The 12370-nt window shown below is 64.9% G+C and carries 8 protein-coding genes; 2 read left to right on the top strand and 6 right to left on the bottom strand.

Annotation, left to right across the window (positions count from 1 at the left end):
• Positions 1–22: 22 nt before the first annotated feature.
• Together HOP59_RS15540 and ppsR are read right to left on the bottom strand one after the other, a co-directional pair.
• Entirely contained in the window at positions 23–805 is a 783-nt protein-coding gene (locus HOP59_RS15540; protein WP_010628351.1) for a DUF3750 domain-containing protein, read from the bottom strand.
• A gap of 13 nt (positions 806–818) precedes the next feature.
• A complete protein-coding gene (gene ppsR / locus HOP59_RS15535) occupies positions 819–1652 on the bottom strand; it encodes a posphoenolpyruvate synthetase regulatory kinase/phosphorylase PpsR (RefSeq protein WP_010628352.1) in 834 nt (277 codons plus the stop codon).
• 259 nt (positions 1653–1911) lie between these two features.
• Between ppsR and ppsA the strand changes: the two genes are divergently transcribed.
• Positions 1912–4284, top strand: coding sequence for a phosphoenolpyruvate synthase (ppsA, locus tag HOP59_RS15530; RefSeq protein WP_234254568.1), 2373 nt, complete (start codon positions 1912–1914; stop codon positions 4282–4284).
• A gap of 107 nt (positions 4285–4391) precedes the next feature.
• Entirely contained in the window at positions 4392–6218 is a 1827-nt protein-coding gene (ggt, locus tag HOP59_RS15525) for a gamma-glutamyltransferase (RefSeq protein WP_234254567.1), read from the top strand.
• Positions 6219–6253: 35 nt separating this feature from the next.
• Here ggt and HOP59_RS15520 read toward each other — a convergent pair whose 3' ends face one another.
• The 4 genes from HOP59_RS15520 to acnB all read right to left on the bottom strand — a co-directional run bounded on the left by HOP59_RS15520 (position 6254) and on the right by acnB (position 12343).
• On the bottom strand, positions 6254–8125 hold the full coding sequence (locus HOP59_RS15520) for a glycerophosphodiester phosphodiesterase family protein (protein ID WP_234254566.1): 1872 nt from the start codon (positions 8123–8125) through the stop codon (positions 6254–6256).
• 88 nt (positions 8126–8213) lie between these two features.
• A complete protein-coding gene (rraA, locus tag HOP59_RS15515) occupies positions 8214–8702 on the bottom strand; it encodes a ribonuclease E activity regulator RraA (RefSeq protein ID WP_010628356.1) in 489 nt (162 codons plus the stop codon).
• Between the two features lie 121 nt (positions 8703–8823).
• A complete protein-coding gene (locus HOP59_RS15510; protein WP_010628357.1) occupies positions 8824–9435 on the bottom strand; it encodes a porin family protein in 612 nt (203 codons plus the stop codon).
• 304 nt (positions 9436–9739) lie between these two features.
• Positions 9740–12343: a bifunctional aconitate hydratase 2/2-methylisocitrate dehydratase gene (acnB, locus tag HOP59_RS15505; RefSeq protein ID WP_010628358.1), complete on the bottom strand. Its 2604-nt coding sequence runs from the start codon at positions 12341–12343 to the stop codon at positions 9740–9742.
• Positions 12344–12370 lie beyond the last annotated feature (27 nt).

The raw sequence follows: 12370 nt of genomic DNA, 5'->3' as shown, positions 1-12370 counted from the left end.
CAGTTTCAGGAGAATGGCAGTATCAGGATCGGTCGGCAGGCAGCGGGGCGCAGTCGCCCCGCGACCGGCCGCCATCGCGCAATCCCAGGGTGCCGACGCCGGGCAGCTTGACCCCGAGCGCTGCCGGATCGATGCCTAGCACCAGTCCGCCGATGTTGAGCTCCAATCCTTCTCTCAGCCCCGCCGCGGCACCGAGCACGCCGGCCAGCGACAGCTGCACGCCGGTACCGCTGGGGGTCGCTGCCAGTACGCTCCCGCCCAGGTAGTCCTTGCCGATGGCGCTGGAGGGCAGCGCCACGTCCAGCTCCGGTACTTCGCGAATCAGCCAGGCCACGAAGGTGTTGCTGTTGGGGCCCGGCCAGGCGCGATAGTGCTCACGATAGGGATACTCGGGCAGCAACGCTTCGATTCGCGCGATGGCGCTTTCGGCCTCGCTGCCGCACAGAGTGGCGTGCAGAGTCGGCTGGCTGCCAAACCAGGCGCGGTCGGGCGTGCCGGCGCGCGAGGCGAGGGCGGGGCGGCCCCAGCCGGTCACTTGGTGCAGGGTGTAGCTGTCGGCGTTCTCCGGTTTGGTGGCCACCCAGGCGTGCACGGCGAAGATGCCGCGCCAGTTGAAGGCGCGGGCCGAGTAGACCTGCACCACGGCAGCGGGGGTCTCGCTTGGTACTGGGGCCAGTCCTGCGATGGTGCGGTCGGCGCTGCGCCAGTCACCGCGGGTATCGATGCCACCGAACTGCCACATGTAGAGTGGCCCACCGATCAGCAGCAACATCAGGAGCAGCAGCCCCAGAGACAGATTGCGCATGGTGCGTCGGGTCTCAGCGCGGCGAGAAGCGCCGAGTGAGTCCCGTCTCGGCGATCATGCGGGTGGAAATCTCCTCTACCGAGAAGCGTGTGGTGTCGATGAAGGGAATGTGCATCTGACGGTAGAGTCCTTCCGCCTGCTCCACTTCCTGTACGCACTGGTCAAGCGAGCTGTAGCGGCTGTTGGGCCGCCGCTCATGGCGAATGGCGGCCAGCCGGCGCGGGTCGATGGTCAGCCCGAACAGCTTGTGGCGGTGCTTGGCGAGGGCGGGAGGCAGCTTGAGGTTGCCGTCCTCGTCCTGGTCGTCCTCCGTGAGGGGGTAGTTGGCGGCACGAATGCCGAACTGCAGCGCCAGGTAGAGCGATGTAGGCGTCTTGCCGCAGCGCGACACGCCGACCAGGATCACGTCGGCCTGATCGTACTGGTGGGTGCGGGCACCGTCGTCGTTGTCCAGGGCGAAGTGAACCGAGTGGATGCGGTCCATGTAGACCTCGTCCTTGCCGATGGAGTGGGTGCGCCCCACGGTGTAGCTCGAGTGGGTGCCGAGTTCCTGCTCAAGCGGTTTGAGGAAGGTCGAGAAGATATCCACCTTGAAGCCCGGGGCGCGGCGAATCACCTCGCGGATAGACTCGTCGACGATGGTGTCGATGATGATCGGCTCCTCACCGTCGCGTACCGCCGTGGCCTCGATGATATCGACCAGGGTGCGGGCCTTGTCGAGGGAGTCGATATAGGGCTTGGTCAGCATGCGCAGCTCGACGTTCTCGAACTGTGCCAGCAGGCTACGGCCCAGGCTCTCGGCGGTGATGCCGGTGCCGTCGGAAATGAAGAAGGCGGTGCGAGGCATGTCGTCGGCGCTATTCGTTGTGTAGGAAGCTCCATTGTCCGGGCTACCGAGCGTGGCGGCAAGGTGTCGCTTAGCGGCTCAGGGTGCAGCTTGACTACAGGAATCGGCCAAATCGAGCCGTTGTTGTAAAAAACCTCCAGTGACTTCGATGTTAGACCAATGGCGAATATGGCCGCTTGCGTTTAAGGTGGGCAGCATTGCGCTTTTCGCCTGAACAGCGGGTGCGAAAGCCTTGGCAACGAAGATTCAAGGGGGTTACGTGGAAGATTACATCCTGTGGTTCGATCAGCTCGGCATGGACGACGTCGAACGTGTGGGCGGCAAGAACGCCTCGTTGGGCGAGATGATCTCGAACCTGTCGGGGGCCGGTGTCACTGTCCCGGGAGGCTTTGCCACCACTGCACATGCTTACCGCGAATTCCTGGCCCACGAAGGGCTCAATGAGCGTATCAACCAGGCCCTGGCGCGGCTCGACGTCGACGACGTCAACGAGCTGGCCCGGGTCGGCGCCGAGATCCGTCAGTGGGTGATCGACACCCCGCTGCCGCCGACCTTCGAGACGCATCTGCGTACGGCCTACGACAAGCTGGCCAGTCAGCATCCCAACCTCAAGGTGGCGGTGCGCAGCTCGGCTACCGCCGAGGACCTGCCCGATGCCTCCTTCGCCGGTCAGCAGGAAACCTTCCTCAACATCGAAGGCTTCGACAACGTCAAGCGCGCCGTGCACGAGGTGTTCGCCTCGCTGTTCAACGACCGTGCCATCTCTTACCGCGTGCATCGCGGCTATGCCCACGAGAACGTGGCGCTGTCGGCCGGTATCCAGAAGATGGTGCGCTCCGAGACCGGCGCTTCCGGCGTCATGTTCACCCTCGATACTGAGTCGGGCTATCGCGATGCGGTGTTCGTCACCGCCTCTTGGGGGCTGGGTGAGACGGTGGTGCAGGGCTCGGTCAACCCCGACGAATTCTACGTGCACAAGTCCACTCTGGCGGCCGGCCGGCCGGCGGTGCTGCGTCGCAATCTCGGCTCCAAGCTGATCAAGATGGTATACGGTGAGGACGCCAGCGCCGGCAAATCGGTCTCCACCGTGGACGTGCCGCTCAAGGACCGTGCCCGCTTCTGTATCAGTGACGACCAGGTGATGGCCCTGGCGCGTCAGGCGGTCACCATCGAGGAGCATTACCAGCGTCCGATGGACATCGAGTGGGCGCTGGACGGCGACGACGGCGAGCTCTACATCGTCCAGGCGCGTCCGGAGACCGTGGTCTCCCAGCAGGAGGGCGGCAAGCTCGAGCGCTTCCACCTCAAGGAGAAGGGGCGCACCCTGGTCGACGGTCGTGCCATCGGCCAGCGCATCGGCCGTGGCACGGTCAAGATCGTGTTTACCCCGGAGGAGATGGACAAGGTCAACGCCGGCGACGTGTTGGTCACCGACATGACCGATCCCGACTGGGAGCCGATCATGAAGCGCGCCTCGGCCATCGTCACCAACCGCGGCGGCCGTACCTGCCACGCGGCGATCATCGCCCGTGAGCTCGGCATCCCCGCCGTGGTCGGCTGTGGCGATGCCACCGAAGTGCTGGCAGACGGCCGCGACGTCACGGTCTCCTGCGCCGAGGGCGATACCGGCCACGTCTACGAAGGCCTGCTGGACTACGACCGCCGCGTCACCAGCGTCGACGCGATGCCCGAGATCCCGTTCAAGATCATGATGAACGTGGGTAATCCGGACCGCGCCTTCAGCTTCGCCAGCCTGCCCCATGCCGGCGTCGGCCTGGCGCGCCTGGAGTTCATCATCAATCGCATGATCGGCGTGCACCCCAAGGCGCTGCTCGAATACGACACACTGCCGCTGGATCTGCAGCAGACCATCAACCTGCGCACCGCCGGCTATGCCAGCCCCGTGGACTTCTATGTCGACAAGCTGGTCGAAGGCATCTCGACCCTGGCGGCGGCGTTCCATCCGCAGCGGGTGATCGTGCGTCTTTCCGACTTCAAGTCGAACGAATACGAGAACCTGATCGGCGGCAAGCTCTATGAGCCGGGCGAAGAGAATCCCATGCTCGGGTTCCGCGGCGCCTCGCGCTACGTTTCCGATGCCTTCCGTCCGTGCTTCGAGCTCGAGTGCAAAGCCCTCAAGTACGTGCGTGACGAGATGGGGCTCGACAACATCGAGATCATGGTGCCCTTCGTGCGTACCACCGAAGAGGCCCGTGAGGTCGTCGAGCTGATGGCCGCCAACGGGCTCAAGCGCGGCGACAATGGGCTCAAGGTGATCATGATGTGCGAGCTGCCGGCCAACGCGCTGCTGGCGGAGGAGTTCCTAGAGCACTTCGATGGCTTCTCGATCGGTTCCAATGACCTGACTCAGCTCACCCTCGGTCTGGATCGCGACTCCGGCATCGTGGCTCATCTGTTCGACGAGCGAAACCCGGCGGTCAAGCGACTGCTGGCCATGGCCATCCAGGCCTGCAAGGCCCAGGGCAAGTACGTCGGCATCTGCGGTCAGGGCCCCTCCGATCACCCCGATCTGGCCAAATGGCTGATGGAACAGGGCATCGATTCGGTGTCCCTGAACCCCGATGCTGTGCTGGAAACCTGGTTCATGCTGGCGGGGGAAACGCTGGCCTAGGCAAAGCGTACTTAGGTTACAAACTGACCCGATTGAGCTCTCTCAATCGGGTCTTTTTTCGCCTATGCTTACACCTCTTACATGGAGTTACCGAGGGGCTATTTTTCATGGATATGCGCTCTGTCTTCCCCCGACGCTGGTTGGCCTGCGTCGTTTCATCGTGCGCGCTGGGCCTGCCGTTGCTGGCATCCGCCGAGACGGCGTTTCAGTACGAGGCACCCGCCATCGCGCCGGAGTCGGCGTCCGGCTACAGCGAGAAGCCCGGCTGGGCCACCGAGCGTTTTGCCGTGGCGGCAGCCAACCCTCTGGCCACCGACGCCGGCTATCAGGTCCTCAGGGCGGGTGGCTCGGCAGTGGATGCCGCCATCGCCGTGCAGATGGTACTGACCCTGGTCGAGCCACAGTCGAGCGGCATCGGCGGCGGAGCCTTCCTGATGCACTACGATGGTAGCGAGGTAAAGGCCTACGACGGTCGCGAGACAGCCCCGCGGGCGGCCAGCGAGTCGCTGTTCCTGAATGGCGAAGGCGAGCCGCTCGAGTTCATGGAGGCGGCAGCCAGTGGGCTCTCGGTCGGCGTGCCGGGCACCGTGCGCATGCTGGAGAAGGCGCATGAACGCCATGGCAAGCTGCCCTGGGCGGAGCTGTTCGGCCCGGCCATCACCCTGGCAGAGGAGGGTTTCGAGGTCAGCCCCCGGCTGCATACCAGCCTGGCCGCGGAGGAGCGGCTGCGCGACGATCCTCTCGGCGCCGCCTTCTACTATACGGAAGAGGGCGAGCCCTTGCCTCAGGGGCATCGCCTGCAGAACCCCGCCTTGGCGGAGATCCTGCGCAAGATAGCCGAAGAGGGTAGCAAGGCGCTGCATACCGGCCCGATTGCCGAAGACCTCGTTTCCCGGGTTCAGGGGCATCCTGGCCGCCCCGGGGCGATCAGCCTGGAGGATATGGCGACCTACGTGGCCAAGGAGCGCGAGCCGCTGTGTACCGATTGGCAGGCCTACCGGGTGTGCGGCTTTCCGCCGCCTTCCTCCGGCCACCTGACCATCATGCAGATCCTGGGCGTCATGAAGCAGCTGCCTGACATCGAGGAGCCGATGGAGGAGGATCGTCCCAGCACGGAGTGGCTGCATCGCTTCCTCGAGGCCTCGCGGCTGGCCTTTGCCGATCGCGGCAAGTTCATTGGCGATCCGGATTTCGTCAACGCCCCCGGCGGCGACTGGAACAGCATGCTCGACTCCGAGTACCTGGCCAAGCGCGCCGAACTGATCGGTGAGCGCAGCGTAGGCCCCGACGGCGCCGAAGCCGGCAACCCGGGCGAGGTGGAAATGGCCTGGTCCATGCAGCTCCCTCAGCCGGAGTACGGCACCAGCCACATCAGCATCGTCGATGAAGAGGGCAACGCCCTGGCCATGACCACCACCATCGAGGCCGCCTTCGGCTCGCGCATTCTGGCGGACGGTGGTACCGGCCTGGCGGGTGGCTACCTGCTCAACAATGAACTGACCGACTTCTCGTTTCGTCCGCTGGGGGCCGATGGCACCCCCATCGCCAACCGGGTGGAGCCGGGCAAGCGGCCGCGCTCCAGCATGAGCCCCACGCTGGTGTTCGACCGTGAAACCGACGAGCTGGTGGCGAGCCTGGGCTCGCCCGGCGGTGCTGCGATCATTCACTACACCGCCAAGGCATTGGTGGCCATGCTCGAGTGGGGGCTCGATGCCCAGGAAGCGCTCAACCTGCCTCACGCCATCACCCTGGGCGGGCCGGCCTACCTCGAAGAAGGGCGCTTCCCGGGTGAGGTACTCGAAGCGCTCAACGAACTTGGCCATGAGGCCAGCGAGCGCGAGCTGGTCAGCGGCCTGCAGGCCATTCAGCGTACCGAGGACGGCTACTTCGGCGGGGCCGACCCGCGCCGTGAAGGCGTGGTGCTGGGCGACTGAGAGCGGTTGGGAGGGCGTCCGCGTGGCGCCTTCCCTCAGCGTCGCAGCCAGTTGCGCAGCTTCACCAGCAGGATCGCACCGTCGCCGAGCTCGCGACGGTCGTCCATGAGCTCCACGAGTCGATCCGGGTAGTCGGTGATGATGGCATCGACGCCGAGGTCGATCATCTGCGACATCCTGGCCCGGTCGTTGACCGTCCAGGCATGCACTTCGTAGCCGAGTTCTCGGGCCAGACGAATCTCGTTGGGTGTGATCCTGTTGTGGCGCAGGCCCAAGGCATCGAAGCTGCGCCGGTCCAGCGTTCCCGGCATCACCAACTGAGCCAGCAGCGTCACGCGCAGCTCCGGCTCCCGCTCCTTGACCATTTCCAGCACGCCGCTCGACATTACCGCCAGGCGTGTCTCCTCTGCGGCCTCCGGAGTGCCGCAGCGGGCGGCTTCGGCCGCGCTCGCTTGAGCCAGGCACTCACGCCGGGCTTCGTTCTCCCGGTGCAGCGAGGCGATGACGGCCTCTACCAGCGCTTCTTCCGTTCCCGGGTCGGGCTTCATGTCGATCATCAGGGCGCTGCGACCGCGTACCGCGGCGAAAGCCTCGTCCAGGGTGGGGATGCGCTCGCCGACGAAGGCGTCGCCGAACCAGCTGCCGACATCGAACTGGCGAAGCTCTTCGAGGGTGAGATCACGTACGTTGCGCGGGTCGCCGGTGAGGCGCTGCAGGCTGCGATCGTGGTAGAGCACCACCTCGCCGTCGGCGCTGAGCCTCACGTCGATCTCCACGTAGTGGGAGCGGTCCTCTACGGCACGTTCGATGGCGGCGAGGGTGTTTTCCGGAGCCGCCATGGAGCTGCCGCGATGGGCGATGACGGTGACGTCGTCACGTAGCTCGAAGCTGTTGACGATCCACCAGGCTTGAAACAGGGCGAACACCAGCACGCCCGCTTCCACGCCCCAGGCCAGGCGGCCGGGATGGGCATCGGGCGGCGGCGGGGCGGGGCGCGGCTCGCGATGCGCGAGACGCAGATAGAGGCAGGCCGACAGCAGCGCATTGGCGGCGATACCCAGGAAGGTAATGGCCAGCGTCACCAGCACGTAGCCGGTGACGTAGGTCAGCATGGCGGGGATGAGCACCGCGTTGCGCTCGGGCAACCACCACAGCATCGGGGTGAAGACCCGGTCGAACAGGCCGGTGGCAAGCAGGGGCAGGGCCACGATGACCAGCAGCACCGAAATGACCACCAGTGCGACCTGGGCTCTGTGGCCGCGGGTCAGATCACGGCTGCGTCTGAGTGCCGCCAGCGGTGTCAGGTTTTCCAGCATGGCCGCTGGCAGGGCCAGTATCCAGCGTACGTAAACGGATGCCGCAATCACGGCCCAGACGAGGGCCAGTGGCACTGCCAGGCCGAGGTAGTACCAGAATGCCGGTGGCCGCATGCGCAGCACGTAATAGGGGTCGAGCCCCCCTATGATGGCGTCGTAGAGCCAGCCCAGTAGCAGAACCACGGGCAGGATAAGCAGCAGGTGAGCCCCCACCTGAAGCACCACCAGACCGGCGAGGGTGGGCAGGCGGCGTAGCGTCTGCCATAGCGCGATGAAAGCGAGCCGGAAGTGATTGTCGCGGCGCTTTACCGCCACCAGGATCATGCCGGCCTGCTGCAGGTAGAGGATCAGGAAGGTCAGGCCGATGGCGGCCAGCAGCCACAGCATGCCGGCCGGGCTGAGCAACAGGTCCAGCAGCCCGGCGTTGGTGATCACCGGTCGGTCGAAGCGGCCGAGCAGGCTCGTCAGTGTCCATGCCACCGTGGGCAGCAGCAAGCTGGAGGCCAGCAGGGTGAAGAAGAGATGATACGCCACCAGCGGTCGCAGGTGCTCTCGCAGGCTGCGCAGCACATCCACGCCGAGTGACTTCATCCGCTCTCCTGCTCCCGCTCAATACTCATGCCTATAGCGTGGCATCGAGACTGCCGGCAGGGCAAGCCCGTGTGCCACGACGTGAGGCTCAGCTCTCCAGTGGCAGCCGCTCCTCGGCGACTACGATGCCGTTGTTGTCGGCGTACAGCCACTGTCCGGGGCGCAGGGTGACGCCGGCAAAGGTGACCGTAATGTCGCGGCTGCCCTCGCCGCGTTTCTCGCTCCTGCGCGGATGGGCGCCCAGCGCATGCACGCCCAGGTCCGTCTCGGCCAGCACATCGACATCGCGCACGCAGCCGTACATCACGACACCGGACCAGCCGTTGTCCACGGCCAGTTCGGCCAGCATGTCGCCCAGCATGGCGCAGCGGTGCGAGCCGCCGGCATCGACTACCAGCACGGCACCTTCGCCGGGCTCGCTCACCGCCTGCTTGATCAGCGTGTTGTCTTCGAAGCATTTGACCGTACGAATCGGACCGCAGAATGCCTCGCGGCCACCGTAGCTGACGAAGATGGGGTCGAGTACCTGAACTTCCGGATGGGCATCGCAGATATCGGGCGTGATGATGGCGGTCATCGAGGGCTCCTTGCCTAAGTGATGTGTCACGGGATGATGCCATAACGCCTGTTGCCCGGCCTTCATCGATTCGTCGCAAGACGACCGACGCCGGGCGAACCCGGCGTCGAAGCCCAGAACCCTAGAAGCGCCACCCCACCGAAGCGGTGAAGGTGTCGATGGTGTAGTCGCTGTCGAGGTCGTAGCGCTCGTACTCGGCGCGGATAAGAATGGGGTTGAAGTTGAACTGGGCGCCAAGTCCGTAGACCGGGTCGAAGCCGTCGTTGTCCTGCAGGTTCAGCTCGGTATCGCCCAGGTTGCCTCGCACCTCGGTTTCCCAACTGGCCGCACCGATCTTGGCGAAGGGGGTGAACCAGTCGGTGATGGGGAGCTGGCCCACCACGCTGGCGCCATAGGCGGTGGATTCCAGGTCGGTGCTTGCGCCGTCGGTACCGCGCAAGCGCACGCGCCCCAGGTCGGCGTAGAAGGCCTCGACCGCCAGGTAGCGGTTGAATTGGTAGCCGGCGAAGACTTTCCACACGTTGTCATCGTCGTCGATGCTGAAGTTGCGGCCCCCGCTTTCGATGAAGTTGTCGACTTCGTCGCGATCGTTTTCCAGCGAGCTGAAACCGGTGCCCAGCCCCAGGTAGGCATACTGCTGGTGCGGCTCGTAGTGAGCCTGTGCCTGAGCCCCGTTGGCGACGATCAGCGTTGCAGTCGTTAATGTTATGCAGAGGAGTGTTCTATTCGACATGTTCTACTCCTTGAATGTCCCTTGTGGTTTCCATCCCTCATTCTTTCTATCCCTCGTCTTCATGTGCGAGCCGGCTTCCTGGCCGACAGATCTGCACACAGACCTATTAAAGTTAGACACGCCCATGGCATCGCTCAAGGCAGCGAGGGTAAAGAAACGTAGCGAGGCGCAGCCCAGAAAGACGGCAATAAAAAAGCGCCCTCGTGAGAGGGCGCTTCGTTCATCGGCTCCGGCATCAGCTTTCTGATGCCATCGATGTTGCGAGCATCGGAGTCGAACCTGATTCTATCAGAACCGGATGGTATCAGGCTTCCTGGGCGACCGGAATCACGTTGGAAGCGGCGTTCTGATACTCCTCGATCTCATGGAAGTTCATGTAACGATAGATCTCGCCGGCCATGGCGTCGAATTCACCCATGTAACGCTGGTACTCTTCGACGCTCGGCAGGCGACCTTCCACCGCGGCCACCGCCGCCAGTTCTGCCGATGCCAGGTAGACGTTGGCGCCGTCGCCCAGACGGTTGGGGAAGTTGCGGGTAGAGGTCGAGACCACGGTGCTCTTGGCGGCGACACGTGCCTGGTTGCCCATGCACAGCGAGCAGCCCGGCATTTCCATGCGCGCACCGGCACGGCCGTAGATGCCGTAGTAGCCCTCTTCGGTGAGCTGGTGCTGATCCATCTTGGTCGGTGGTGCCAGCCACAGACGGGTCTTCAGGCTGCCGGCCGGCTGCTTCTCGAGCAGTTTGCCCGCGGCGCGGAAGTGGCCGATGTTGGTCATGCACGAGCCGATGAAGACCTCGTCGATCTTCTCGCCGGCCACTTCGGAGAGCAGACGGGCATCGTCCGGATCGTTCGGCGCGCAGAGTACCGGCTCCTTGAGCTCGGCCAGGTCGATCTCGATGACCTCGGCGTACTCGGCGTCCTTGTCGGCGCGCATCAGGCTCGGGTTGGCCAGCCACTCTTCCATGGCCAGGATGCGGCGCTCGATGGTGCGCTTGTCGCCATAGCCGTTGGCGATCATCCACTTGAGCAGGGTGATGTTGGACTTCAGGTACTCGGTGACGCTCGCTTCACCCAGGGTGATGGTACAGCCTGCGGCGCTGCGCTCGGCGGAGGCGTCGGAGAGCTCGAAGGCCTGCTCGACGGTAAGGTCCTCGAGGCCTTCGATCTCCAGCACGCGGCCGGAGAAGGCGTTCTTCTTGCCCGCCTTGGCCACGGTCAGCAGACCCTGCTTGATGGCGTAGTAGGGGATGGCGTGGACCAGGTCACGCAGAGTGACGCCCGGCTGCCGCTTGCCCTTGAAGCGCACCAGCACCGATTCCGGCATGTCCAGCGGCATCACGCCGGTGGCGGCGGCGAAGGCCACGAGGCCCGAGCCGGCCGGGAACGAGATGCCCAGCGGGAAACGGGTGTGGGAGTCGCCGCCGGTGCCCACGGTGTCGGGCAGCAGCATGCGGTTGAGCCAGCTGTGGATGATGCCGTCGCCCGGACGCAGCGAAACGCCGCCGCGGTTCATGATGAAGTCGGGCAGGGTGTGGTGGGTTTCCACGTCGACCGGCTTCGGATAGGCCGCGGTGTGGCAGAACGACTGCATGACCAGGTCGGCCTGGAAGCCGAGGCAGGCGAGGTCCTTGAGCTCGTCGCGGGTCATCGGGCCGGTGGTATCCTGGGAGCCCACGGTGGTCATCTTCGGCTCGCAGTACATGCCCGGGCGCACGCCCTCCATGCCGCAGGCCTTGCCGACCATCTTCTGGGCCAGGGTGAAGCCCTTGCCGGTGTCCTTGGGCTGCTCGGGCAGGCGGAACACGTCCGACTGGGGCAGGCCCAGCGACTCGCGCGCCTTGCCGGTCAGGCCGCGACCGATGATCAGCGGAATGCGGCCGCCGGCGCGCACCTCGTCGAGGATCACCTGGGTCTTGAGCTCGAAGGTCGAAACCACTTCGTCGGTGCCGTGCTTGCACACCTTGCCTTCATAGGGGTAGACGTCGATGACGTCGCCCATCTCGAGCTTGGAGACGTCCATCTCGACCGGCAGGGCACCGGCGTCTTCCATGGTGTTGAAGAAGATCGGGGCGATCTTGCCGCCGAAGCAGAAACCGCCGGCGCGCTTGTTGGGCACGTTGGGGATGTCGTCGCCGAAGAACCACAGCACCGAGTTGGTGGCGGACTTGCGCGAGGAGCCGGTGCCGACCACGTCGCCCACATAGGCGACCGGGAAGCCCTTGGCCTTCACCTCTTCGATTTGCTTGAGCGGGCCGGTGGTGCCGGGCACTTCAGGCACGATGCCTTCACGCTCGTTCTTGAGCATGGCGTTGGCGTGCAGCGGGATGTCGGGGCGCGACCAGGCGTCCGGCGCGGGGGAGAGGTCGTCGGTGTTGGTTTCGCCCGGCACCTTGAACACGGTGAGGGTGATCTTCTCGGCCAGCGCCGGCTTGGACAGGAACCACTCGGCCTCGGCCCAGGACTGCATGACGTCCTTGGCCACCGCATTGCCGGCCTTGGCGCGCTCTTCCACGTCGTGGAAGGCATCGAACATCAGCAGAGTGTGCTTGAGCTGTTCACCGGCTTCCTTGGCCAGCTCGGCGTCGTCCAGCAGCTCGACCAGGGTGGCGATGTTGTAGCCACCCTGCATGGTGCCCAGCAGCTTGACGGCGTGAACCTTGTCGACCAGCGGAGACTGCGCCTCGCCCTTGGTGATGGCGGTCAGGAAACCGGCCTTGACATAGGCAGCCTCGTCGACGCCCGGCGGAATGCGGTTGGTCAGCAGGTCGAGGACGAACTCCTCTTCGCCAGCAGGCGGGTTCTTCAGCAGCTCGACCAGCGCGGCAGCCTGTTCGGCATTCAGGGGCTTCGGCGGGACGCCCTCGGCGGCGCGTTCTTCGACATGTTGGCGATAGGCTTCAAGCACGTTGGGGCCCTCATCTGGTGTGTTGCC

It is taken from the genome of Billgrantia aerodenitrificans, from assembly GCF_021404405.1.
GTDB classification, from domain to species: Bacteria; Pseudomonadota; Gammaproteobacteria; order Pseudomonadales; family Halomonadaceae; genus Halomonas; species Halomonas aerodenitrificans.
Note: the sequence above shows the minus strand (reverse complement) of the source record. Positions and strands in the feature narration are given on the sequence as shown.